Consider the following 24919-nt stretch of genomic DNA (forward strand, 5'->3'; position numbering starts at 1 on the left):
CGTTCTGCGGGCCACGCGCTGTCCCAAGCGGACGGAAACAGGAAATTGCGCCGCAGTCAAACTTCAAGCAACTTTCAATTAACCAACGCCAAGATTTGCAATGTTAATTTTTTGACCTGAGCGTTCATCAGCGCGCGTCGCAACACCGGGCAGGTTCGATCAGACCGGCAGGATGGGCGGGAGCCGGTGCGACTCGGCCCGGCCAGAGGCGCGACACTGCCCCCCTGCGCTACCTGTTCAGGGCACCAGTATCGTCTCGCGCGCGGCGGGTTCGGTCTGCGGATAATCGAGGTTGTAGTGCAACCCGCGGCTTTCATGCCGGTGGCGCGCGCTCTTCACGATCAGTTCCGCCACCTGGTGCAGGTTGCGCAGTTCGATCAGGTCCGCCGTCACGCGGAAATGCGCGTAATATTCGGCGATCTCGGCCTTCAGCGTCTTGATCCGGTGTTGCGCACGCTCAAGCCGTTTGTTGGTGCGAACGATGCCCACGTAGTTCCACATGAAGCGCCGGATTTCGGTCCAGTTCTGCTTGATGACCACTTCCTCGTCAGAATCGGTCACGCGGCTGGCATCCCACGGGTTGAGCGCGGGAGGCGTATCGAACTCGTCCCAGTGTTCGATGATGTGATGCGCGGCGGAATCGCCGAATACGAAGCATTCGAGAAGCGAGTTGGAGGCAAGGCGGTTGGCGCCGTGCAGCCCGCTTTCCGAACATTCGCCAATCGCATAAAGGCCCGTCAGGTCCGCGCGCCCGTTCAGGTCGGTCAGCACGCCGCCGCAGGTATAGTGCTGCGCGGGGACGACCGGGATCGGCTCTTTCGTCATGTCGATGCCCAGCCCCAGCAGCCGTTCGTAGATCGTCGGGAAGTGATGCCGGACGAATTCGGGCTCCTTGTGGCTGATATCCAGGTGGACGTAATCGAGGCCGAAGCGCTTGATCTGGTCGTCATTGGCGCGCGCCACGATGTCGCGCGGGGCCAGTTCCGCGCGCTCGTCGTAATCGGGCATATATCGGTGGCCGGTTACAGGGTGCTTCAGTATCCCGCCTTCACCGCGAACCGCCTCTGTTATCAGGAAATTCTTGACCTCGAGGTTATAGAGGCAGGTGGGGTGGAACTGCATGAATTCCATGTTGGAGACGCGGCAGCCCGCGCGCCATGCCATCGCGATCCCGTCTCCCGTCGCGCCGCGCGGCGCGGTCGAGAACAGGTAGGTTCGCCCTGCCCCGCCCGTGGCAAGGATCGTCGCCTTGGCGGAAAGGCATTCCACCCGCCCCGCGTCCTTGTTCAGTGCATAGACGCCCCATGCGCGGCGCTGCCCCTTGGGGTGCGCGCGGTGCCGGTCGGTCACAAGGTCGATCGCGACCATGTTGGGCTTCAGCGTGATGTTGGGATGCGCATTCGCCGCCTTCAGCAACGCTTCCTGCACCGCCCAGCCGGTGGCATCGTTCACATGGACGATGCGACGATGCGAATGCCCGCCCTCGCGCGTCAGGTGAAGCGCGCCCTTTTCATTGTTGAACGGCACGCCCAGATCGATCAGCCGCTGGATCGCCTCGGGTGCGTGTTCCACCACGAATTCCACGGTTTCGCGCCGGTTGAGGCCCGCCCCGGCGACCATCGTATCGCGAATGTGGTCTTCGAACGTGTCGCCCTTGTCGAGCACGGCGGCGATGCCGCCCTGCGCCCACGCGGTCGATCCTTCGTCCAGTCCGCCCTTCGCCAGCACCATCACGCGGCAATGTTCGGCCAGCACCAACGCTGCCGTAAGCCCTGCCGCGCCCGAACCGACGATCAGGACATCATGGTTGCTCACGCCGGTTGCTTCGCGGTCAGTTCGACGAATACGTCTTCAAGGTCCGCCTCGCGCGTGGACACGTCGACAATGCCGCAACCCAGGCCCTGGACGACCGCCAGCACCTCGCCCGCGTTCATCCGGTCCTTGTCGTAGGTAATCTCTACCTCGCGCTCGTTGCTGATGCGGCTCTTGAGGAAAGCCTGGTGCTGCGGCGCCTGTTCAAGTTCGCGGTCGAGCGTCAGCACCACGATCTTCTCGCGCGCCATGTCCACCAGTTCGCGCGTCGGCTTGTCTGCGATCAACTGGCCGTGGTTGATGATCGCGATGCGGTCACACAGTTCCTCTGCCTCTTCGAGGTAGTGCGTGGTGAGCACCACGGTCACGCCTTCGTCGTTCAGTTCGGTCACCAGTTCCCAAAGCTGGCGGCGCAGTTCCACGTCCACGCCCGCGGTCGGCTCGTCCAGCACAAGGATCGGCGGCGAATGCACCATCGCCTTGGCGATCAGCAGGCGGCGCTTCATGCCGCCCGAAAGCGTGCGCGAATAGGCATCGCGCTTGTCGGCCAGGTGCACTTCGCGCAGCAGCGCTTCCGACCGGCGCAGCGCCTTGGGCACGCCATAAAGGCCCGCCTGGTTTTCCAGCACCTCATACGGCGTGAAGAACGGATCGAACACGATTTCCTGCGGCACTATGCCGATGCTGGCCTTCGCGTTGCGCATGTCGCGGTCGATATCGAAGCCCCAGATCTCCGCCGTGCCGGAGGTTTTCATCACCAGCCCGGCAAGGATGTTGATAAGCGTGGACTTGCCCGCGCCGTTGGGGCCGAGAAGGCCGAATATCTGGCCCTGCGGCACATCGAAGCTGACGCCGCCCAGCGCGAGCTTGCCCTCTCCCTTGCCGGTGGGGGCGTAACGCTTGACGAGATCCTTGATGCGGATGGCTGGTGGCGGGGTATCCATGCGCCGCTGCCTGCCGCGCGCGGCGCGCAAAGTAAAGGCCCGGATCGATCCGCAGGCAGCTTGCCGCACCGCAGCGATTTTGCTAGCGGCGCTGTCCATGATCCAGCCTCCTGAAACCGTGACGACCGACCAGCCCCGCGTCTGCTGCGACGGGGCCAGTTCGATCCGCTCCACCGGCGCCTACAAGCCCAGCGCACTGGGCCACCCGCGCATCTGGCTTGAGATCGACGAGAAGGGCTATGTCGACTGCCCTTATTGCGATCGTCGCTTCGTGCTTGAAGGCGGCCCCGCGCAGCCGGGCATCGACGAACTGGAACCGGGCGACCTTCCGGCGCCGGGAGACGGCTCGGTCGCGTAATCGCCGCGCCGGGCGTTGGCGCTTTGCGTCCAAGCGCCTATATCCGGCGGCATGACACAGACGCCCGATCCCCGTTCGCTGCTCTATCGTCCCGGCCTGCTCGATCCCGATACCGCGCAGCGGTTGACGGCAGAGGCGCTGAAAGCCTGCGACGATGGCGAGCTTTACATGCAGTTCATCGCCAGCGAATCGTTCGGGTTCGACGACGGGCGACTGAAGACGGCGGACTATTCGCGCGATGCCGGTTTCGGCCTGCGCGGCGTTTCCGGAGAGATGACGGGCTTTGCCCACGCGAACGAGATTTCCGCCGCCGCCATCGCGCGCGCCGGCGAGACGCTGGCGCTGCTCGATCCGGCGAAGGGCCAGCCCGCTCCGCCGCCGCGCAGCACCAACCGCCACCTCTATACCGACGCGTCCCCGCTGGACCTTGTGCCTTTCGAAAAGAAGGTGAAGCTGCTGGAAATGATCGACGCGGCCGCCCGCGCCCGCGACCCGCGCGTGGCACAGGTTTCCGCCTCGCTCGCCGCATCGTGGTCGGTGGTGGAAATCGTGCGTGCAGACGGCTTCATCGGGCAGGACATCCGCCCGCTGGTGCGGCTCAACGTGCAGATCGTGGCCGAACGCGACGGCCGCCGCGAGGTGGGCAGCTTCGGCATCGGCGGACGCCGCCTTTACGATGACCTGTTCGAACCGGAAACCTGGAACCGCGCGATCGACACCGCGCTGGCGCAGGCGCTGGCCAACCTTGAATCGGTGCCCGCGCCCGCCGGAGAGATGACCGTCCTTCTCGGCCCCGGCTGGCCCGGCGTGTTGCTGCACGAAGCGGTGGGCCACGGGCTGGAAGGCGATTTCAACCGCAAGGGCACCAGTGCCTTTTCCGGCCGCATCGGAGAGCGCGTGGCCGCCCCCGGCGTGACCGTGGTGGACGACGGCACGATGGCCGGCGTTGGCGGACAGGGCCGCCGCGGATCGCTTTCCATCGACGACGAGGGCACGCCGACGCAGGAAAACGTGCTGATCGAGGACGGTGTGCTGAAGGGCTATATCCAGGACCGGCTGAATGCACGCCTGATGGGCGTTGCCCCCACCGGTAACGGGCGGCGCGAATCCTATGCTCACGCGCCGATGCCGCGCATGACCAACACTTTCATGCGCGCCGGAAACGACGATCCGGCAGAGCTGCTTTCGCGCGTCAGGGACGGCATCTATGCCAAGTCGTTCGGCGGCGGGCAGGTGGACATCACCAGCGGCAAGTTCGTGTTCAGTTGCACGGAAGCCTACCGCGTGGAAAACGGAAAGCTGGGCGCGCCGGTCAAGGGCGCAACGCTGATCGGCGACGGCCCCAGCGTGCTGGGCAAGGTAACCGGCATCGGCAACGACCTGGAACTGGACGAAGGCATCGGCGTGTGCGGCAAGGGCGGCCAGTCGGTTCCGGCAGGCGTGGGCCAGCCGACCCTGCTGGTTTCGGGACTTACCGTTGGCGGAACCGCCTGAATCCGCGACAATTCGCGACAACAATTCGTGGAACTTCACCACCGGTTCAGCGCATTTGTGATTAGACTATCCGGGAAATTGCACGAAAGGACCGATTCCATGCGCAATACCGTTGCCAAGGTCGGCCTCGCGCTGGCCGCCGCGTCGATGATCGCCGTGCCCGCCGCCGAAGCCCGCACGAAAAAGACACCGCAGGAAGAACTGGCCAAGGCGCTGAAGGGCCGCGTCGCCGGAAAGCCGGTGAACTGCATCTGGATGCCAACCGTCGATTCCACCCAGATCATCGACAAGACCGCCATCATCTACAAGGCGGGAAGCACCTGGTATGTGAACTTTCCGAAGACCGGTGCGGATTCGCTGGACGACGACGATATCCTGGTGACCAAGCTATATACGTCCAACCTGTGCTCTATCGATACCGTGCAACTGCATGATCGCACGTCGGGCATGTGGTCCGGCTTTGTCGGGCTGGGGCCGTTCATCCCCTATACCAAGCCCAAGGACGGGCAAAAGGACGCGGGCGAAAGCGGAAAGTGACGCAAGTGACCCCGGCGGCAGGCGCATTGGCGTTTGGCGGGCTGGCCCGCGGGTGACGGCGGCAACGCGCTTCTGGGCGCGGGACATCCTGCATTTCTGGTTCGCAAAACTGCGTCCGCAGCAGCGGTTCGCACGCGACGATGCGGTGGATGCCCTGCTGCGCCGCCACTTCGCGCCGCTGCTTCCCGGCCTTTCGCACCAGCCTGTTTCCGGCTTCCTGTCCGATCCGCTGACCGCGCGCGCGGCGATCCTGCTGTTCGACCAGGTGCCGCGCAACGTGTTCCGCGACGATCCGCGCGCTTTCGCGTTCGATCCGCTCGCCCGCGCGATAACGCACGGCGCGATTGCGCGCGGGTTCGACAAGGGCCTTGCGCTGGAGCAGCGCCAGTTCCTTTACATGCCGCTGATGCACAGCGAACATATCGCCGACCAGCGCGAAAGCGTGCGGCGCTTCACATCGCTGGGCAGCGCCTATGTTACCGGGTTCGCCCGCGCGCACTATCGCATGGTGGCGCGCTTCGGCCGCTTCCCGCACCGCAACGCGGTTCTGGGCCGTGCCTCCACGCCTGCCGAAAAGCGCGCCGTCGCTGCCGGGAACCACTGGTAATACCAAGGCGCTAAGATGCTGACGCATCACGCCTTGGAAATGTTCAAGCGCCACACGGGCTTAACCAAAGCCCGATGAGTCAAGCTCATCGCGCTTGGGTATGACTTGCCAGTCGCGCGCGGTGCCCCTTATGGCGCGCGCATGAATCTCCGCCTTGCCACCCCCGCAGACGTTCCCGCGCTTGGCGCGCTGTCCCGGCGCGCGATGTCGGCCAAGTGGGAACATCTCTATCGCCCCGAAGATTTCGCCGCGTGGATCGAAAGCAGCCATTCGGACCGCAAGATCGAAAGCGAAATCGCCGATCCGGCAATGCGCGTCGCGGTGATGGAAGACGCGGGCGAACTGGTCGCGTTCTGCAAGCTCAACCTTTCGGCCAGCTTCGACCGCGACCATTCGGACGCTGCAAACCCGCTTGAACTGAAGCAGCTTTATACCGCGCCCGAACGGCTTGGCCGGGGGCTTGGCGCGCGGCTGATGGACTGGACGCTGGATCAGGCGCGCGCGGCGGGCGCGGACGAGATCCAGCTTTCGGTATGGAGCGGCAACCACGATGCGCAGCGGTTCTACCGTCGCTATGGCTTCGCGAAGATAGCGGACATCACGTATCCGGTGGGCGAACAGATCGACGAGGAGTTCCTTTTCGCGCTTCGTCTCTGACCGTTTGCCCCGCCCCGTCGCAGCGCCTATATGGCGGGCCATGTCTTCGATCCGTCCCTGGCGCGATATCGCGCGCCGAAACAGCCGCCAGATCATGGTCGGCAGCGTCCCCGTTGGCGGCGATGCGCCGATTACCGTGCAGACGATGACCAACACGCCCACGTCGGACGCGGCGGCGACGATCGACCAGATCCGCCGATGCGAGGACGCGGGCGCGGACCTGATCCGCGTTTCGTGCCCAGACGTGGAAAGCACTGCCGCGTTCCGTGCAATCGCAAAAGCCGCGCGGGTGCCGCTGATCGCGGACATCCATTTCCACTACAAGCGCGCGCTGGAAGCGGCGGATGCGGGCGCGGCCTGCCTGCGCATCAACCCCGGCAATATCGGCAGCAGCGAACGCGTTGCCGAAGTGGTGCGCGCGGCCAAGGCCAACGGCTGCGCGATCCGCATCGGCGTGAACGCGGGATCGCTGGAAAAGGACTTGCTGGAAAAATACGGCGAGCCCTGCCCCGAAGCGCTGGTGGAATCCGCGCTGGACCATATCAAGCTGCTGCAGGATCACGATTTCCACGAATACAAGGTGGCCGTGAAGGCCAGCGACGTGTTCCTTGCCGTTGCCGCCTATATGGGCCTTGCCGAAGCGGTCGATTGCCCGCTGCACCTTGGCATCACCGAAGCGGGCGGGCTGATTGGCGGAACGGTGAAAAGCGCGATCGGCATCGGCAACCTGCTGTGGGCCGGGATTGGCGACACGATCCGCGTATCGCTTTCGGCCGAGCCGGAGCAGGAAGTGCGCGTGGGCTTTGAAATCCTGAAATCGCTGGGCCTGCGCACGCGCGGGGTGCGCGTGGTTTCATGTCCCAGCTGCGCGCGGCAGGGCTTTGACGTGGTGAAGACCGTCTCGATCCTGGAAGACCGGCTGAGCCACATCAAGACGCCGCTCTCGCTTTCGGTGCTGGGCTGCGTGGTCAACGGCCCCGGCGAGGCGCGCGAAACAGACATCGGCATCACCGGCGGCGGTGCGGGCAAGCACATGGTCTATCTTTCGGGCGTGACCGACCACCACGTGACGAGCGACGCCATGCTCGATCACATCGTGGAACTGGTCGAAGCGAAGGCCGCCGAAATCGAGGCGCAGATGACCGACGCGGGCAAGGCCGACGTAGCCGCCTGAGCAATTGGTCCCGATCCAGCTTGAACTTTGCGTAACCCTTTGGCGCTAGACCTTGCGCCGATGGTACGGCTGCTTTCCATTGCCTTCGGCATGATCGGGATCATGCTGCTGGCCGCCCAGTTCCTGGGCGGGGCACATCCGCTTTCTCCCGCAGCCGATGCACCTGCCGTCACCGGCCGCAACCCGTGGTCGAACCACGCCAGCGAAGCGGCCGCGAAGAACGCACCCACTGTCTATACCGGCGTGAACGAAGCGAGCACGATTGCGCGCGGGCCGGACGGCCAGTTCCACCTGAACGCCACCATCGACGGGCAGGATACGCGCTTCCTTGTCGATACCGGGGCAGACGTTGTCGCGCTGACCGTGGACGAGGCGCGGCGGCTGGGCATTTTCGTCGATCCGCCGTCGTTCCAGCCGATCCTGCGCACCGCTTCGGGCACGGGATACGGCCAGGCGATCCAGATCGACCGGCTCGAGATCGCGGGGCGCGAACTGGACGATGTCGATGCGGTGGTCGTGCAGGGGCTGAGCACAAACCTCCTCGGCCAGTCGGTGCTGCGCCGCCTTGGCCGGGTGGAACTCAGCGGCGACCGCCTTGTGATCGAGCCGGCCTGAATCGCCGCCTTCGACAAGCCGCGACCGAGCCGATAGGGATGCGCGAATGACCACGATCTCGATCCGATCCGCCGCCCCGCCAGACCTGCCGCTGATCGCGCAGTTGATCCGCGATCTTGCCGAATACGAAAAGCTCTCCCACGAAGTGCGCTTCGACATGGACGTGCTGGGCGAAAACCTGTTCGGCCCGCGTCCCGGCGCGGAAGTGGTGATCGGAGAGATCGACGGAACAGCGCAGGGATTTGCGCTGTTCTTCCATAACTTCTCCACGTTCGAGGGGCGGCCCGGCCTCTATCTTGAAGACCTGTTCGTGCGGCCCGCAGCGCGCGGGGCGGGGCTTGGCAAGGCGCTTCTGATGCACCTCGCGTCGCTGGCGCTGGAAAGGGGCTGCGCGCGGTTCGAATGGTCGGTGCTGGACTGGAACGAACCGTCGATCGGCTTCTACCGGTCGCTGGGCGCGCGGATGATGGACGACTGGCGCATCATGCGCGTGGATGGCGCCGCGCTCGCTCGGCTCGGCGCAAAGGATGCGCAAACCGCCGAAACGCGCTAGAATACCGGTTCGACCTTCGCGCATATTCGAAAGGAGGGGACAACGGACGGGTCATGAAGAACACGATCGACAGGCGTAACCTCCTGAAAGCGGGCGCATTCGCAGGCGCCGCGCTTGCCATGCCCGCGCGCGTCTTTGCGCAGGCATCACCGCTCACCGGCCAGCAACGCCGCATCTTGGACGTTGCGAAAGAGCAGCTGGAGCGCGTGCGCGACCGGTTGTGGCGCACCGACCTTGTCGGCGTGGCCGACTTCGGCCTGCCGTCCTCGCAGCCGCGCCTCCATTTCGCGAATCTCGACCAGGGAACGGTGCGCAGCTTCCTTGTCGCTCACGGCATCGGCTCCGACCCGGAGCATGACGGATACCTCCACAACTTCTCGAACGTCGAAGGCAGCCGCGCGACCAGCAAGGGCGCGTTCGTCACCAATGAATGGTACAAGGGCAAGTACGGCACCTCCATCCGGCTCGTCGGCGTCGACCCCACCAACAGCAACGCGCTCGACCGGCTGATCGTGATGCACCCGGCGTGGTACGCGAACGAGGACATGGTCGAAAAGTGGGGCAAGCTGGGCCGCAGCGACGGCTGCTTCGCGATGGGCGAACAGAACTTCAACGAAGCGCTGTGGCACCTTTCGGGCGGACGGCTGCTCTATTCGGACCAGCTGGGGATTGCTTGACCAACCCTAAGTCGAACCTGCGACTGCCCGCATAACCGTCATAGGCTGACGGAAGCTCGCAAAAGTGCCGTTCGCAGGCCCGCATGGGCTGAACCCACGCGGCGCCTACAATGGATCCTGCGCGACGATTACTTCCTGCGTCGAATGACGCTGGCCGGTGTGTTCCGGGCGCGGGCCGGCGAAGCTTTCCAGTACCGGCGGATCGCGGTCGTACAGGTCCTTGAACGCGTGCAGGTCGCCGTTCACATCGCGCGCATAGGTGAAATAGACGATATAGACCGGGAAGGTCTTGCTCATCGGCACGCGCGTGTACTTGCCCGACGTGGAAATCTCCACGCCTTCCTCCGGCGACATGTCCGCGCCCAGGATCGCCATCGTCATGCCCAGCTCCGTCGCGCGCTGGGTGCGGATGCAGCCATGGCTTAGCGCGCGGTTATCCTGATCGAACAGGTTGCGGTTGGGCGTATCGTGGATGAAGATCGCGTGCTGGTTGGGCATGTCCAGCTTCATCAGGCCCAGCGCGTTGTTGGCGCCGGGCTGCTGGACGACCGTGATCATGCCGCTGTCGCTTTTTGTCACCTTGTAGCCCTGCCGCCGCGCAGAGGCGGGATTGGCCAGCAGGCGCGCGCCCAGCCCTTCGCCCTTCACGATTGATTGCGGCACGGTCCACGTGGGGTTGAAGATCACCCCCTGCACCGTTTCGGCCAGCTGCGGTGTGGCGGTGCGGCCCGGCTTGCCCACGATCGTCTTGTACGTGGTGATGATCTTGTTGTTCACCGTAAGCCGCAGCATCTCTTCGGGCACGTTGGTAATCAGGTATTGCAGGCCCAGGTCTTGCGGCAGCCACCGCCAGCGGTCCATGTTGATGCGGATCAGCGCCTTTGTCTTCGGGTCTTTCGTTTCGGCCAGCTTCGCCTTCAGCGCCGCATAGTCCGGGTTCGTCGGGTCCAGTTCCGTCAGCGCACCCTTGATGTCATGCATTTCCAGCGCGTGGGCGAGCACGACCGACGTGGGATCGTTGTCCGCATCGGGATCGAACACGAACCACTGGATGCGGTCGTCCATCGGCGTGCGCCCGTCGCGCAGGTCTTCCACCAGCCACGAGAACAGCCGGGTTGCGGTGGCGTTCAGCGCATCGCCTTCCCCCGCGGCAATCGCTTCGGCCAGTGCCGTCGGCTCGTAATCCTTGGGGAACAGACCTTCCGCGCCGATGCCTCGGATCGCCGCCAGAAGCTGTTTCGCGTCGCCAAGCGACCAGTGCGGCGGCGGAGGCGGCGGACCTTGAAGTTCGGGCGGCGTCACGCCGGGAATCGGCTGGATCACCGGCACGGACGTCGCCTGCGGCTGGGGCGCGGTGTCTCCGGGCGCGGCGTTGGCGGCCTGCTTCGTCTGCTGCGGCTTGGCCTGTTCCACCTCGCCTTGCCGGTCGGTTGCCGCCTGCTGCGCCGTGGCGGTCAGGTCCACCGGGCCTTGCTGCCGCGCGAAAGCGGGCGCAGCCGTAAGCGCCGTGCCGGCAACAAGGGCGGCGATGCTGGCCGCGCGCAAGGAAACGATCCTGTTCATGTGGTCGCAAAAATCCTGTTGCCGCCAAAAGGTCAAACGCCTGCGGGCGGTCCGTATCTCCACGCCCCGAATAACCCGAGGCTTCAGCCAGTATCAAGCATGGCGGCTGAAGCCCCGCTGAATCGCCCGCGCGCAGACCGCGACCGATCGCGTCAGGCGCGACTTCGCGCATGACAGCCCGGCCCGCACCGCAGTAGGGCACGCAGGTGCCAAGCCTTCCGCGCCAGTCCCTGCCGATTCTCGCCGCGATCCTGGGGCTGGGCACCTATGGCGTGATGGACGGCTTCATGAAGGCCGCCGCAATCGCCGCCGGGGCATATAGCGCGACCTTTTTCCGCAACATGATAGGCGCGGGAATCATGGCCGGGCCGTGGTTGTGGCGGGCGCGTTCGCTGCCCGGCCCTGACGCCTTGCGCATCCACGCCCTGCGCGGCGCGGTTACGGGCGTCATGGCCGTGCTGTTCTTCTATGGACTGGCGCGCACGCCGATGGCCGAAGCGATGGGCCTGACATTCACCGCCCCGCTGGTCGCGCTCTATCTTGCCGCCGCGCTGCTGCACGAACCCGTGGGCGGCCGCGCGATCGCAGGCTCACTGCTTGCGCTCGGAGGCGTGGGCGTGATCGCGCAGGGCAAGTTCACCGGCGCCTATGACGCGGAAAGCGTGAAGGGGCTGGGCGCGATACTGGTTTCGTCGATGCTCTATGCGGTCAACCTCGTGCTCCAGCGCAAGCAGGCACAACTGGCCGCACCGCAGGAAATCGCGTTTTTCCAGGCGCTGTTCGTCACCGCATTCCTGGGCCTTGGCGCGCCGCTGCTTGCCCATGTCCCGTCTTCCGAAACTTGGGGCTATATTGTCGCGGGCGCGGCGCTGGCGGGCATTTCGCAACTTTTGCTCAGCTGGGCCTATGCCCGCGCAGAGGCGCAAGTGCTGGTGCCGATGGAATATACCGCCTTCGTCTGGGCCGCGCTGGTCGGCTGGATCGGATTCGCAGAACCGCTGACATGGCGCACGCTGGCCGGGGTGGCGCTGATCGTGGCGGGCTGTCTCCATGCCGCGCGAAAGGTGCGCGTTCCGGCCTGACCATACCCGTCCGCAGGGCAATTTCATGGCGCGGGCGCGGCCTGAAAGGCAACGTCCCGCCGTTTTGGCGCTTCTCCGCGCAGATTTAGACCCCCGGCCACCTTGACGGATCGCACTTAACCGCGCATCGCGGCGGCGAAAATTCGGGCCGTCCGCAAATCCCGGCACCCGATGTGCGATGCCCGCCCCCGGCGCGGCTTCCCCCGCACTCGGCACCGGGCATGCGCGCGGCACAATCTGCAACGAAGGGAACCCCCGCAGCCATGACCCAGGTCGGACAGGACACTCTCGGCACCCGCAGCACGATGACCGTCGGCGGCAAGACCTATGCGTATTACTCGCTCAAGAAGGCGGCGGAGAAGCTGGGCGACGTTTCGCGCCTACCCTTCTCCATGAAAGTGCTGCTGGAAAACCTGCTGCGCTTCGAGGACGGCGGCTTCACCGTTTCGGCCGACGACATCCAGGCGATTGCCGACTGGCAGAAAGACCCCAAGTCCAGCCGCGAGATCCAGTATCGTCCCGCGCGCGTGCTGATGCAGGACTTCACCGGCGTGCCCTGCGTGGTTGACCTTGCCGCAATGCGCGACGCGATCAGGGCGCTGGGCGGCGAAACCGCGAAGATCAATCCGCAGGTTCCCGTGCACCTTGTGATCGACCACTCCGTGATGGTGGACGAGTTCGGCACGCCCAAGGCTTTTGAGCACAACGTGGAGCTGGAATACCAGCGCAACGCCGAACGCTATGACTTCCTGAAGTGGGGATCGAAGAGCCTCGACAACTTCAAGGCCGTGCCTCCGGGCACCGGCATCTGCCACCAGGTGAACCTTGAACACATCGGCCGCGGCGTGTGGTCCAGCAAGGATGCCGACGGCAACGAGGTCGCCTATCCCGACACCTGCGTGGGCACCGACAGCCACACCACGATGATCAACGGCCTGGGCGTTCTGGGCTGGGGCGTTGGCGGAATCGAGGCGGAAGCCGCGATGCTGGGCCAGCCGGTCTCGATGCTGATCCCCGAAGTCGTGGGCTTCAAGCTGACCGGCAAGCTGGCCGAAGGCGTGACCGCGACCGACCTTGTGCTCACCTGCACGCAGATGTTGCGCGCCAAGGGCGTGGTGGGCAAGTTCGTCGAATACTTCGGTGACGGCCTTGCCACCCTTTCGCTGGCCGACCGCGCGACGCTGGCCAACATGGCGCCCGAATACGGCGCGACCTGCGGCTTCTTCGGCATCGACGACAAGACGCTGGATTACATGCGCCTGACCGGCCGCGACGAAGGCCAGATCGCGCTGGTCGAAGCCTATGCGAAGGAACAGGGCTTCTGGCACGACGCATCGCACCCCGATCCGGTGTTCACCGACACGCTGGAACTGGACATGGGCACGGTCGTCCCCTCGCTCGCCGGTCCCAAGCGCCCGCAGGACAAGGTCGTGCTGACCGAAGTGGACGACAGCTTCAACGGCGATCTTGAAAAGGTCTACAAGAAGAAGGCCACGCGCGTTGCGGTGGAAGGCCGCGACCACGACATCGGCGATGGCGACGTGGTGATCGCCGCGATCACGAGCTGCACCAACACGTCCAACCCCGGCGTGCTGATCGCAGCCGGTCTTGTCGCCCAGAAGGCCGACGAAAAGGGCATGAAGCCCAAGCCCTGGGTGAAGACCAGCCTCGCCCCCGGATCGCAGGTGGTTACCGACTACCTGACCAAGTCGGGCCTGCAGGAGCATCTCGACAACATCGGGTTCAACCTTGTCGGCTATGGCTGCACCACCTGCATCGGCAACTCCGGCCCGCTGGCCGAACCGATCAGCAAGGCGATCAACGGCAACGACATCGTCGCCGCCAGCGTCCTTTCGGGCAACCGCAACTTCGAAGGACGCGTTTCGCCCGACGTGCGCGCGAACTTCCTCGCTTCGCCGCCGCTGGTCGTCGCCTATGCGCTGAAGGGCACGGTCACCGAAGACTTCACCACCACCCCGATCGGGCAGGACAAGGACGGCAACGACGTGATGCTGGCCGACATCTGGCCTTCGAACGAGGAAGTGGCCCACGTGATGGCCGGCGCGGTGACGCGCGACATGTTCCAGGCCCGCTATGCCGACGTCTACAAGGGTGACGAGCACTGGCAGGCGATCAACGTGACGGGTTCGGAAACCTATCAGTGGCGCTCTGGCTCCACCTATGTCGCCAACCCGCCCTACTTCGAGGGCATGGAGATGACCCCGGCGCCGGTGGGCGACATCGTCGCCGCCAAGCCGCTGCTGGTGCTGGGCGATTCGGTCACCACCGATCACATCAGCCCGGCCGGTTCGATCAAGGCCGATTCCCCCGCGGGCAAGTGGCTGATGGACCGCCAGGTCGCGCCTGCGGACTTCAACTCCTACGGCTCGCGCCGTGGCCACCACGAAGTGATGATGCGCGGCACTTTCGCCAACATCCGCATCCGCAACGAGATGGTGCCCGGCACCGAAGGCGGCTTCTCGCGCTTCGATGGCGAGACCATGCCGGTCTACGACGTGGCGATGAAGTACAAGGAGCAGGGCACGCCGCTGGTGGTCGTGGCCGGCAAGGAATACGGCACCGGCTCCAGCCGTGACTGGGCGGCCAAGGGCACCAACCTGCTGGGCGTTCGCGCCGTGATCGTGGAAAGCTTCGAGCGCATCCACCGTTCGAACCTGGTCGGCATGGGCGTGCTTCCGTTGCAGTTCAAGGACGGCGATACGCGCCAGTCGCTGGGCCTGACCGGTGACGACGCCTTCACGATCAAGGGCGTTGCCAGCCTGCAGCCGCGCCAGGATGTGGAAGTGGAAGTGACCCGTCCGGACGGTTCGACCTTCACCTTCACCGCGCTGTGCCGCATCGATACCGCCAACGAACTGGAATACTTCATGAACGGCGGCATCCTGCAATACGTGCTGCGCAAGCTGGCAGCCTGAACAAAGGCGCCGCCCCCGCCCGATGGCGCGGGGCGGCGGCCGCTGCCGGGTTTTTCAGGATCCCACAAACGAAAAGGGCGGCCCCTTGCGGGAGCCGCCCTTTTTGCTGGGAACGAAAGCCCGGTTACTTCGCCGCCGCAGCCTTCTTCGCGCCGCGGCGCTGGCGGGCGACGAGCATCGCCGCACCCGCGCCGAACAGCAGGATCATCGGCGGTTCGGGCACTTCGGTAGGCGGTCCGCCAGAAGACGAGGTTGACCCGCCCGAACTGGAAGACGTGCTGGACGAGGTAGAGCTGGAAGACGACGTCGACGAACTGGACGACGTGGACCCGCCGCTCGACGATCCGCCCGAGCTGGACGTGGACGACGATGACGACCCCGACGAGGAGGAACTGGTAGAGGTAGAGCTGCTCATGCCGCCGCTGCTCGTGGCCCCGCCGCTCGACGACGATGAACTGGACGAGGACGAAGACGACGAGGAACTCGACGAAGAGCTGGATGAGGACGAGCTTGAGCTCGAGACATTGCCGCTCGACGTGGAAACATTGCCAGACGAAGTGCTGACGTTACCGGACGACGTGGACACGTTACCCGACGAGGTCGAGACGTTGCCGCTGGACGTGGAAACGTTGCCGCTCGACGTAGAGGTGCTGCTCGTCACCCCGCCTGTCGAGGTCGAGACGTTGCCCGAAGAGGTCGTGGAACTGATCCCGCCGGTGGAGGTGGACGTGGAACCGCCGGTGCTGGTCAACCCGCCGGTCGACGTGGAAGTCGATCCGCCCGAGCTTGAGGTGGACGTCGATCCGGTAGAGGTGGACGAGACGACAACGCTGCCGCCGCCACCGCCGCCACCGAAGAAGCCGCCGAAAAATCCGCCGCCGAAGCCGCCGTTGAATCCGCCGCCGCCGATCACGACCGGCACCGTGGCACCACCGCCCGAATAGGGCTGCTGCGGGGGCGCGGGCGGCATATAGGGCACGGGCACCATCGCCATCTGCGGCTGCGGCGCTTCGCACGTTTTCGTCACGGTTTTCTTCACGATCCGCCGGGCGCGGTGCACCTTGCGCGGGGCTTCGCGCCGCGCGACATGGCGCTTCACCTTGGTGCGCTTCACCTTCACCGGCTTCACGTGGTGGATTTCCTGGTTCGAGGGCGTTTCCGACACGTGGACCGCACCGCCGCCGAGCATCGCTCCGCCGGCCGCGCAAGCCATCAGTTTCGCCATTGCCGCTTTCATCGACATACTCGTCGCCCTCGTTGCTTCTCGCCAGGGGAGCGATAGGCGGAACGCAGTTAAAGGCGTCCTTTCACCTGCCCCTGTTCGTGCCAGCAACGCAGAACCCGCGCGAAGGAACAATGGCGTTAACCGCGTTTAGGCCATTGTAAGGCTGGAAAAATCACGCAAAGACTGTCCCACGCGGCACAGTGTCCCGATATGGAACCGAAATCGGGGTGCGTGTTAACCTTGGCGGCTTACTTGCCGCCGTCGAACAGCCCGGCCTGCCCGCCCGAAGGCGCGCTGAGTCCCAGGTGCTGCCAGCCGCGATCGTTCAGGCAGCGCCCCCTTGCGGTGCGCGCGACCAGGCCAAGCTGGATCAGGTAGGGTTCGATCACGTCTTCGATCGTGTCGCGCGGTTCCGAAAGGCCGGCGGCCAGCGTTTCCACGCCCACCGGACCGCCTTTATAGATATCCGCGATCATGGTGAGATAGCGCCTGTCCTGCGCGTCCAGCCCCAGCGAATCCACTTCCAGCCGGGTCAGTGCATCGTCCGCGACGGCGCTGGTCACGGTGCTGTTTCCAGCCACGTGCGCAAAATCGCGCACCCGGCGCAGCAGCCGTCCGGCAACGCGCGGCGTCCCGCGTGCGCGCCGCGCAATCTCTGTCGCGCCGCCCTTGTCCATACCGATACCCAGCAGCGCCGCCCCGCGCGATACCACGCGTTCCAGTTCGGGCACGGTATAGAAGTTCAGCCGCACCGGTATGCCGAAACGGTCGCGCAGCGGCGTGGTGAGCAGCCCTTGCCGCGTCGTGGCGCCGATCAGCGTAAATTCGGGCAGGTCGATCCGCACCGACCGGGCGGACGGGCCTTCACCGATGATAAGATCGAGCGCGCGGTCCTCCATCGCCGGATAGAGCACTTCCTCCACCACCGGATTCAGCCGGTGAATCTCGTCGATGAACAGGACGTCGCCCGCCTCAAGGTTTGTAAGGATTGCCGCAAGATCGCCCGACTTGGCGATCACCGGCCCGCTGGTGGCGCGAAAGCCCACGCCCAGTTCGCGCGCAACGATCTGGGCAAGCGTGGTCTTGCCAAGGCCGGGCGGGCCGAAGAACAGCGTGTGGTCCATCGCTTCGCCGCGCGACTTCGCGCTTTCGATGAAAACGCGCAGGTTGTCCTTCGCCGCCGCCTGACCCACGAAATCGGCAAGCGACTTCGGCCGCAGCGCGGCATCGGGGTCTTCGGCCCGGCGCGCGGGGGACATCAGGCGGTCGTCTTCGTCCATTCTTGCGTCAGTGCACCGTCACGGGATCAGGTGATAGCCCTGCTGTTGCAGCAGGGTTTCGGCCGTCATCGCGGAAAGCGCCATCTTCACGCCGGGCAGCAGGTCCGCCTTGGCGATGCCCAGCGCGGCGGAGCTTTGCCCGCAGATATAAATCTTCACGCCATGGGCCAGAAGCGCGGCGATAATCGGGGCGTTGGGGTTCTCCTTGCCCGGATATTTCTTTGCATAGGCCGCCGCGTTCGTCACATCGAACCCCGCCGTGCCGTGAACGACCAGCGCCACTTGCACATAGTCTTCGGGCACGCCGGCGGCGACGTTCATGTTGATATAGCGCCCGATGCTGTCGAACGTGCGGTTGACCTTGCCCGGATCGGCGCCCTTGCCTTCCTCGAACATGGCTTTCAGCACGGTTCCCGGCGGAATGGGCATATCGCTTTCGACATCGGCGATCTTGCCGAAGTCCTTGAAAACCGGGCCTTCGTGGAACTTCGACATGTCCTGCGCCATCGCCGGGCTGGCCGCGAATGCCGCCGCGGCAAGCGCCGCGATCATCAGCTTGTGCATCGTGTTTGTCCCCTTCCTGGTCGGGCATCCCCTCGCCCGGTCCGTCCCCGCATCGAAGCCCATCAGCCCGCCGCCTTGCGCAAGGCGAGGCGGACAAGATCGTCCAGCGGCGCGCCATCGCCCAGTTCGCCCATCGCATGCGCGACGGCGGCAGAGGCTATCGCCGGTTTGAAACCCAGGTTTTCCAGTGCGGAGACGGCATCGGCGCTGGCCGATCCGGCGGGCAGAGGTGCTGCCCCGGCAGCGCCTGAACCGCCGGGCAGCGCGCCCGCCTTGTCTTTCAGTTCGTTGACGATGCGGCCTGCGAGTTTCGGCCCCACGCCCTGCGCACGCGCGACCATCGCGGCGTCCCCGCCCGAACAGGCGCGCTGCAATTCTTCCGCCGAAAGCGCGGAAAGGATCGCCAGCGCAACCTTGCTGCCCACCCCCTGCACGGCGGTAAGCAGGCGGAACCACGCGCGCTCCGCCGCGCTGGCGAAGCCGATCAGCCGCATGTCGTTTTCGGAAACCTGGAGATCGGTATGCACCGTCACCTTATCGCCAGCGATGCCCAGCGCATCCAGCGTGCGGGCAGAGCAATGGACGAGGTAGCCCACGCCGTGAACGTCTATCACCGCCCAGTCCGGGCCGGTTTCGTCAAGCGTTCCGGTGAGCTTTGCGATCATGCTTTGTTCCTATGCACCGCCCATCCGGCGCGTGCAAGCCCGCCCCCTTCCGCTTGCGGGAGCGATTGGGCGTGGGCAAATGCGCTATTTCGCCAGATGCGCGTGCGCGATGGCCACGGCCAAGGCGTCCGCCGCGTCGGCTCCGGCCAGTTTCGCACCCGGCAAAAGCACCTTCAGCATAGCCTGCACCTGTGCCTTTTCCGCCCCGCCGGTGCCCACGATCGCCTTCTTAACCAGCCGCGTCGCGTATTCGTGAACGGCAAGCCCCGCACGCGCGGCGGCGAGCAGGCACACCCCGCGCGCCTGCCCCAGCTTCAGCGTCGATTGCGCGTTCTTGTTGACGAAGACCTCTTCCACCGCCGCGCAATCGGGATGGAAGCGCGCGATCACGTCGGTCAGTTCGCGGTCCAGCGTCACCAGACGCTCGGCCAGCGGCGCTTTCGCGTCGGTCGGTACCTGTCCGTTGGCGATGTGCGTCAGCCGGTTACCGTCCTTCGCCACCACGCCCCAGCCGGTGCAGGAAAGCGATGGATCGAGGCCGAGGATCAGAGGCAATCAACCATTCCGTTGGTGTCGAGCGGGTTCAATCCCCATGCATAAAGAAGCCGCCGACAAAAGCCAGATAGCCGAGAGATACCGACAGGCTGACCGCAAAGAGCCAGCCCCGCCAATTCACCCCAGCTTTTCCATCACGTCATCGGAGATTTCGTAATTGCCCCACACGGTCTGCACGTCGTCGTCGTCGTCCAGCACGTCGATCAGCTTCATCAGCGTGCCCGCCGCGTTTTCGTCGACGTCGACCTTGATGTTGGGGCGCCATGCCAGCTTCACGCCTTCGGCCTCGCCCAGCGACTTTTCCAGTGCGCTGGCGACTTCGTGCAGGCTTTCCACCGCGGTCCAGATCTGGTGGCCGCCGTCTTCGCCCATCTCGCTTTCGACATCGTCCGCACCGGCTTCGATCGCGGCTTCGAGAACTTTCTCCTCGTCGCCCGCGCCCACCGGGTATTCGATCAGGCCCAACCGTTCGAAACCGTGGCTCACCGCGCCGCTGGCGCCCAGGTTGCCGCCGTTCTTGGAGAATGCAGTGCGCACGTTGGTGGCGGTGCGGTTGCGGTTGTCCGTCAGCGCCTCGACGATCAGGGCGACGCCCGCCGGGCCATAGCCTTCGTAGCGCACTTCCTCGTAATTCTCGTCATCGCCCTTGGTTGCCTTGTCGATCGCGCGCTGGATGTTGTCCTTGGGCATCGACTGCGCCTTCGCGGCGTTCACGGCGGCGCGCAGGCGCGGGTTCATGTCCGGATCGGGCATGCCCATCTTCGCGGCGACGGTGATTTCGCGGCTGAGCTTGCTGAACTGCGCCGAGCGTTTTTTGTCCTGCGCACCCTTGCGATGCATGATGTTCTTGAACTTGGAATGGCCTGCCATCGTGCTGCCTTCGGAGATCCTGATTTCTAGCTGTCGCGGGTTCGCCTCACGCGTCCCGCCGTAAACGCCATGCGCCCTGCACCGGCAGGGGGCGCGCGGTCAAGCCTTCAGCCCTTCTCGCGCGCGCTGTCGATCGCCTTCTGCAAGGCGTCCTGGCCAACCGCGCCCCGAACGAGCTGGTCACCCACCACGAATGCCGGCGTCCCGTCTATCTGCAATTGCTGGGCAAGCGCCATGTTCTTCTGCAATTCGCCCGTCACGTCCTTGCTGGCGCCGAATGTCTTTGCCGCAGCAAGGTCCAGCCCGGAACTGCGCGCCGCCGCCATGATGGATTCGGGGCTGGGGCGCGGCCCGCCGAACATCGTGCGATAGAACTGGCGGTACTTGCCCTGCTTCGCCGCCGCGAGCCCCATGCGAGAGGACGGTTCGCTCATCGGGCCGATGATCGGCAATTCGCGCACCACAACTTTCAGGTCGGGGTTCTTTTCGATCAGCTTTTCCACGTCGGCGGCGCTGGCGCGGCAATAGGGGCAGGCGAAATCGGTGAACTCCACCAGCGTTATCTTGCCGTCGGGATTGCCGAGGACCGCGCCGGGGAACGGCGTTTCGATCGCATCGCGCGCCGGGCCGATCGCCTGCGCGGCCTGCTTGTCGCGCAAGTTCTGGATCGCCTGGGGAATGATTTCCGGATGATCGAGGATATAGGCGCGCACCAGATCCTCCATCGCCGCGCGCTGCTTCGCGCCGATCCCCGCATCGGCAAGCGTCCGGGTCAGCGCGGGATCGCCGTCGCTGTCGCCCGCCGCGGCGGGCGGACTGCGCATCCCCCACCACACGCCCAGCGCGGCTGCGGCGAACACAAGCACCATCGCGAGAATCAGCAAGCCGCTTCTGCGGGCGGTAATGGAAGTGCGAATTGTCATCGCCGCTTGCGCTAGCGCTTCTTCTTCTGCTGCTCAATCGCCGCGCGCGAACTCATTTCGATATCCTGCGCGCGAAGGAAGTCCGGCGAATCCTTGGGCAGGCCCATTTCGGCCGCCATCGAACTGCGCAGCGCCTCGTCGTATTCGCGTTCCATGAACTGCTGTTCCGCGCTGGCGAGCCGCGCGCGGGCATGATCGCCGTTCGCTTCGTAAACCATGCCAAGCTGGTACCAGGCGAAGGGATTCTGGTCGTCCTTGGCCACGGCCGCCTTCAGCACGCGCTGCGCTTCGGCATAGTTCGCCTTGTCCTCCGTCGCGATCAGCGCGTGGCCGAATGTCGTGGCGATCAGCGGGTTGTTGCCGGTCAGTTCGGTCGCTTCGCGCAAGGGCGGGATCGCGGCCCTGGGCTTGCCCGATTCAAGCAGGATCTGCCCCTTCAGCTCAAGGAAATAGGGATCGTCCGGTTCTTTGGCGAGCAGCTTGTCGGCCTCGTCCAGCGCCTTGTCCATGAAGGCTTCCTTGTGGAAGGCATAGGCCCGCGCATAGAGCGCCGGAACCGTGTTCACATATTCGGGAAAGGCGCGCAGCGTGTCCTTGGGATCGGCCAGATAGCCATAGAGCTTCGCCTTGATTCTCTGGAACCGCTCTTCCAGCTTGGCCGGCGTCTTGGTGTTCCAGGCCGGGTCTTTCTCATAGGTATCCTGCAGCCGGGTAAGGCGGTCTGCGGTCATCGGGTGGGTGGAATAGAATTCGGTCATGTCGTTGCGGGTGAAGCCATAGCGGAACTCCATGTTCTGCAGCTTCTTGAAGAAATCGATCGATCCCTTGCCCGAAATGCCCGCCTTGGAAAGATACTTCGCCCCGGCCGCGTCCGCCGACGATTCCTGCGCGCGGCTGAAGGCCAGGTACTTGCCCAGCGCCGCCTGCTGCCCGGCGCCGATGATGCCCATCCCCGCTTCGCCCGCGCCCGCCGCCGCCGCCGCCAGGCCCAGGACCAGGCTGAGGATCGTGATTCCGGTCGCCGGCTTCGCGCCCTCGCTGTTGCGCACGGCGTGGCCGCCGGTGACGTGGCCCAGTTCGTGCGCGATCACGCCCTGCACCTCGTTCGCGTCGTCCGCCGCGTTGATCAGACCCGAATTGATGTAGACCGCCTGCCCGCCGGCCACGAAAGCGTTGATCGAAGGATCGTTGACCAGAACGATGTCGACGTTCTTGGGATCGAGCCCGGCGGCCAGGATCAGCGGCCGCGCCATATCGTCCAGCACGGCTTCGGTTTCCGCGTCGCGCAGGATCGATTGCGCGGCGGCCTGCTGCACCGTGAGAGAGAAGACCGCCAGCACCGTGGCGACTTTGGCAACGAAGCGGGAAAGGCGCATGGGCAAGACCTATCGCGACCGTGCCTGAACCGGCGCTGAAATCGCAGGTCCGGCAGGCGCGGTCACCCGCTTCAGAAAGGGCAGCACGGCATCGATCACGCGCGCGTCGCGGGCGAAAGGTTGCGCCAGCTTCATCACCATGCCGGTGTGGTTCACGCCTTTCAGGATGATCGCCTGCGTCGGCTCTCCGGCCGCCGTCATCGCCTTGGCCAGCGCCAGCGAATTGCGCGGCTTCACGGTCGTATCCCCGTCTCCGCTGAGCAAGAGCAGCGGCGGCGCATCGCCGCGTGCGTGGTTCACGGGCTGCGTTGCCTGCGGATCGGCTGCTTCACCGAAACTGTGGATCGAGGAAGGCTTGTCGAACGGATAGAAATCGTATGGTCCCGATAGCCCGACGACGCCGCGCAGCGCGTCTGCGGAAAGCCCCTCTCTCCCCAGCCATTGCCGGTCGAGCGCAAGCATCACCGCGTTATAGGCGCCGGCCGAATGCCCCATCAGCACGATCCGCGAAGGATCGCCACCGTGTGCGGCGGCATGGTCCGCCACCCAGCGCAGCGCGCCCGCGCCGTCTTCCAGCATCGCGGGATAGCGCGCGTGGGGATAGAGCCGGTATCCGGCCAGCACGACCGCATAGCCGTGGGGGGCAAGCGCGCGGGCCACGAAGCGATAGGAACAGGGGTCGCCAGAATCCCAGCCGCCACCGTGGATAAACACGACGATCGGCAGCGGTCCCTTTGCCCCTGCGGGCAGCACCATTTCCAGCTTCTGCGCCGGGTCTTGCCCGTAATGCGCCCTGGCGACCGTGCGGATTTGCGATTCGCCCCGGAACAGCCGGTCGCCCGCGTCGAGCAGGCCCACCGCGTCGGTCGCCAGCGCATAGCGGAAAGCGCCATAACCCGCCGCGACCAGCGCAAGCGGGATCAGGACCGTCCAGACGATCCATCCCATGCTGCGCCGTCCTTTCGCTGCCGTCATTACGGATGCGAACTAGCAGCCTCTTGCCCTGCCGCGAAGCCCCTGTGCTGCGTGCAAGCGGTCAGGCGGCGCGAAATGCGTCAGGCGACAAGGCGGCGCGCGGCGCGCTCCACCAGCGCCGGATCGCCTTCTACCTCGCCCACCAGCGCGACTTCGCCGGTCGGCAAGCGGCGGACGACCACAACCGAGAACTCCTCGCCCTCACGCGCCACTTCGGCCAGCGGCAGCGGCGGCATCGAACGCAGGCGGCCGAACACCGCATCGGGTCCGTCCTCGCGCGGCTTGCGCCCCGCTTCCTCGCGGCGCATCCGGCGTTCGGCTTTCAGCACGCCTTTCAGGCCGCCCGGTGTTTCTGACAGGAAACGCCCCAGCTCGCCGCGGCCCAGGCCGATGCGCTGCGCATGGGTAAGCGCGGCGGCATATTCGGTCAGCCGCGTCTTGTCGTAATCCGCGCCGAAAACCAGCTTTACCACCGGCGTCATCGGCGCGCGGCTCTGCATCTTCAGGCCGCTTTCTTCCAGCAGTTCGGCGAAATCCTCGGGCGCGGTGCGCGCCGCGATGGCAAAATCCCACGCACGGCCGATCGCTGCGTAAAGCGTGGCGCGGGTGCGGTCCTCGCTCGAATGGGCGGCGTCCGCCATCTCGCGTGCGGCGGCCAGCCAGTCACCCAGCGAAAGATCGTCGGCATCGTCGGGGATGGACGAATCCGCCTGCCCGAAAAGCGGCATCGGATCGAGCGCGCGCACGTCGCGGTCGTCGATATCGGGCAGGGATGCCGGACCATCGGCCCAGTCGGTCAACGGGTCGGCGGCGCGGCGCGGCGCCCTGGCCAGCGATTCGCCGATTTCGGCCATCAGTTCGTCGGTGGTGTGCTGGTCGGCCAGTTCCTTCCAGTTGATCACCCCGTAGATGTAATCGATCGTGCTGTCGTCGGTGCTGAACGGAAGCAGGATGCCGCGATAGAGAATCGTCACCCCGCGCTGGTTCACGAATTCGGCCTCGAACCCGATCGGCGCCTGGTTGCCCAGGATCTGCATATAGTGATCGGTGATGCGCGACAGCAGGGAACGGCCGGGAATATCGGCAAGGCGGTGGATGTCGCCGGCGGCATCGCATTCGTCGGCCAGCTTTTCACCCAGCCACGCGATTGCGGGATCTTCCAGGCCGTTGTCGAAATGCAGCAGCACGGCATGGTCGGCAAAGTCGGGCCGGCCATCGCCCATCAGCGCGTCGACTTCGGGAAAGTTGCGGTCGCCCAGCAGGCCCGCCCAGAAATTGTAGGCGCGCACCTGCATCCGGCGCTCGTCCTGGCCGATCGGCGGAGGCGGAGCCTCGCTCTCGCCCGCGTCGTCGATCATGTCCAGATCATGCACTTCTTCGGCCGCGTCGTACCGGTCGCCGCCAAGCCCCCGCATAGTGTCCATGTGCACGCCTTCCCTCATGTCCGTGTGCCTTGGACGGGTTTTGGCGCAACTTG

At 65.3% G+C, this 24919-nt stretch carries 25 protein-coding genes; 12 read left to right on the forward strand and 13 right to left on the reverse strand.

Annotation, left to right across the window (positions count from 1 at the left end):
• Nucleotides 1-237: 237 nt before the first annotated feature.
• Nucleotides 238-1815, reverse strand: a complete 1578-nt coding sequence (nadB, locus tag RXV95_RS15385) for an L-aspartate oxidase (RefSeq protein ID WP_338466897.1) — start codon at nt 1813-1815, stop codon at nt 238-240.
• Nucleotides 1812-2756: an ABC transporter ATP-binding protein gene (locus tag RXV95_RS15390; protein WP_338468586.1), complete on the reverse strand. Its 945-nt coding sequence runs from the start codon at nt 2754-2756 to the stop codon at nt 1812-1814. The genes nadB and RXV95_RS15390 overlap by 4 nt, the downstream gene beginning before the upstream one ends.
• A 97-nt stretch (nt 2757-2853) precedes the next feature.
• On the opposite strand from RXV95_RS15390, the gene RXV95_RS15395 reads away from it, so the two are divergent.
• The 9 genes from RXV95_RS15395 to RXV95_RS15435 all read left to right on the forward strand — a co-directional run bounded on the left by RXV95_RS15395 (nt 2854) and on the right by RXV95_RS15435 (nt 9428).
• Complete coding sequence (locus RXV95_RS15395; protein ID WP_338466898.1) at nt 2854-3114, forward strand: zinc-finger domain-containing protein; 261 nt, start codon at nt 2854-2856, stop codon at nt 3112-3114.
• A gap of 51 nt (nt 3115-3165) precedes the next feature.
• Nucleotides 3166-4608, forward strand: coding sequence for a metalloprotease TldD (gene tldD / locus RXV95_RS15400; protein ID WP_338466899.1), 1443 nt, complete (start codon nt 3166-3168; stop codon nt 4606-4608).
• 99 nt (nt 4609-4707) lie between these two features.
• Complete coding sequence (locus RXV95_RS15405; protein WP_338466900.1) at nt 4708-5145, forward strand: hypothetical protein; 438 nt, start codon at nt 4708-4710, stop codon at nt 5143-5145.
• Nucleotides 5146-5197: 52 nt separating this feature from the next.
• On the forward strand, nt 5198-5752 hold the full coding sequence (locus RXV95_RS15410) for a DUF924 family protein (protein WP_338466901.1): 555 nt from the start codon (nt 5198-5200) through the stop codon (nt 5750-5752).
• 141 nt (nt 5753-5893) lie between these two features.
• Nucleotides 5894-6409 carry a GNAT family N-acetyltransferase gene (locus RXV95_RS15415; RefSeq protein ID WP_338466902.1) on the forward strand — a complete coding sequence of 172 codons (516 nt, stop codon included), beginning with the start codon at nt 5894-5896 and terminating at the stop codon, nt 6407-6409.
• Nucleotides 6410-6449: 40 nt separating this feature from the next.
• The gene (gene ispG, locus RXV95_RS15420; RefSeq protein ID WP_338466903.1) at nt 6450-7583 is read left to right on the forward strand and encodes a flavodoxin-dependent (E)-4-hydroxy-3-methylbut-2-enyl-diphosphate synthase; all 1134 of its coding nucleotides are present in this window, start codon (nt 6450-6452) and stop codon (nt 7581-7583) included.
• 60 nt (nt 7584-7643) lie between these two features.
• Complete coding sequence (locus tag RXV95_RS15425; protein WP_338466904.1) at nt 7644-8198, forward strand: TIGR02281 family clan AA aspartic protease; 555 nt, start codon at nt 7644-7646, stop codon at nt 8196-8198.
• Between the two features lie 46 nt (nt 8199-8244).
• Nucleotides 8245-8751 (forward strand): GNAT family N-acetyltransferase, encoded by a 507-nt coding sequence (locus RXV95_RS15430; protein WP_338466905.1) that lies wholly within the window; start codon nt 8245-8247, stop codon nt 8749-8751.
• A 53-nt stretch (nt 8752-8804) separates the two neighbouring features.
• A complete protein-coding gene (locus tag RXV95_RS15435) occupies nt 8805-9428 on the forward strand; it encodes a murein L,D-transpeptidase catalytic domain-containing protein (protein WP_338466906.1) in 624 nt (207 codons plus the stop codon).
• Between the two features lie 105 nt (nt 9429-9533).
• Here RXV95_RS15435 and RXV95_RS15440 read toward each other — a convergent pair whose 3' ends face one another.
• Nucleotides 9534-10991, reverse strand: a complete 1458-nt coding sequence (locus RXV95_RS15440) for a L,D-transpeptidase family protein (protein WP_338466907.1) — start codon at nt 10989-10991, stop codon at nt 9534-9536.
• 206 nt (nt 10992-11197) lie between these two features.
• Between RXV95_RS15440 and RXV95_RS15445 the strand changes: the two genes are divergently transcribed.
• Together RXV95_RS15445 and acnA are read left to right on the forward strand one after the other, a co-directional pair.
• A complete protein-coding gene (locus tag RXV95_RS15445) occupies nt 11198-12073 on the forward strand; it encodes a DMT family transporter (RefSeq protein ID WP_338466908.1) in 876 nt (291 codons plus the stop codon).
• Between the two features lie 263 nt (nt 12074-12336).
• The gene (gene acnA, locus RXV95_RS15450; protein WP_338466909.1) at nt 12337-15009 is read left to right on the forward strand and encodes an aconitate hydratase AcnA; all 2673 of its coding nucleotides are present in this window, start codon (nt 12337-12339) and stop codon (nt 15007-15009) included.
• 124 nt (nt 15010-15133) lie between these two features.
• Here the strand turns inward: acnA and RXV95_RS15455 are convergent, their stop codons facing one another.
• A complete protein-coding gene (locus RXV95_RS15455) occupies nt 15134-15232 on the reverse strand; it encodes a PEP-CTERM sorting domain-containing protein (protein ID WP_338466910.1) in 99 nt (32 codons plus the stop codon).
• Between the two features lie 52 nt (nt 15233-15284).
• On the opposite strand from RXV95_RS15455, the gene RXV95_RS15460 reads away from it, so the two are divergent.
• On the forward strand, nt 15285-15953 hold the full coding sequence (locus RXV95_RS15460; RefSeq protein ID WP_338466911.1) for a hypothetical protein: 669 nt from the start codon (nt 15285-15287) through the stop codon (nt 15951-15953).
• 529 nt (nt 15954-16482) lie between these two features.
• Here RXV95_RS15460 and ruvB read toward each other — a convergent pair.
• From ruvB to RXV95_RS15505, 9 genes are all read right to left on the reverse strand, one after another.
• Entirely contained in the window at nt 16483-17514 is a 1032-nt protein-coding gene (gene ruvB / locus RXV95_RS15465; RefSeq protein WP_338466912.1) for a Holliday junction branch migration DNA helicase RuvB, read from the reverse strand.
• Between the two features lie 18 nt (nt 17515-17532).
• Nucleotides 17533-18078: a DsrE family protein gene (locus tag RXV95_RS15470; RefSeq protein WP_338466913.1), complete on the reverse strand. Its 546-nt coding sequence runs from the start codon at nt 18076-18078 to the stop codon at nt 17533-17535.
• 62 nt (nt 18079-18140) lie between these two features.
• A complete protein-coding gene (ruvA, locus tag RXV95_RS15475) occupies nt 18141-18743 on the reverse strand; it encodes a Holliday junction branch migration protein RuvA (protein WP_338466914.1) in 603 nt (200 codons plus the stop codon).
• An 84-nt stretch (nt 18744-18827) separates the two neighbouring features.
• A complete protein-coding gene (gene ruvC / locus RXV95_RS15480) occupies nt 18828-19298 on the reverse strand; it encodes a crossover junction endodeoxyribonuclease RuvC (protein ID WP_338466915.1) in 471 nt (156 codons plus the stop codon).
• A gap of 117 nt (nt 19299-19415) precedes the next feature.
• Nucleotides 19416-20168: a YebC/PmpR family DNA-binding transcriptional regulator gene (locus tag RXV95_RS15485; RefSeq protein ID WP_338466916.1), complete on the reverse strand. Its 753-nt coding sequence runs from the start codon at nt 20166-20168 to the stop codon at nt 19416-19418.
• Nucleotides 20169-20275: 107 nt separating this feature from the next.
• Complete coding sequence (locus RXV95_RS15490) at nt 20276-21052, reverse strand: DsbA family protein (protein ID WP_338466917.1); 777 nt, start codon at nt 21050-21052, stop codon at nt 20276-20278.
• A 50-nt stretch (nt 21053-21102) separates the two neighbouring features.
• On the reverse strand, nt 21103-22467 hold the full coding sequence (locus tag RXV95_RS15495; RefSeq protein ID WP_338466918.1) for a M48 family metalloprotease: 1365 nt from the start codon (nt 22465-22467) through the stop codon (nt 21103-21105).
• A gap of 9 nt (nt 22468-22476) precedes the next feature.
• Nucleotides 22477-23415: an alpha/beta hydrolase gene (locus RXV95_RS15500; protein ID WP_338466919.1), complete on the reverse strand. Its 939-nt coding sequence runs from the start codon at nt 23413-23415 to the stop codon at nt 22477-22479.
• A gap of 107 nt (nt 23416-23522) precedes the next feature.
• Nucleotides 23523-24866 (reverse strand): hypothetical protein, encoded by a 1344-nt coding sequence (locus RXV95_RS15505; RefSeq protein ID WP_338466920.1) that lies wholly within the window; start codon nt 24864-24866, stop codon nt 23523-23525.
• Nucleotides 24867-24919: the final 53 nt, after the last annotated feature.

It is taken from the genome of Novosphingobium sp. ZN18A2, assembly GCF_036784765.1.
Taxonomy (GTDB): domain Bacteria; phylum Pseudomonadota; class Alphaproteobacteria; order Sphingomonadales; family Sphingomonadaceae; genus Novosphingobium.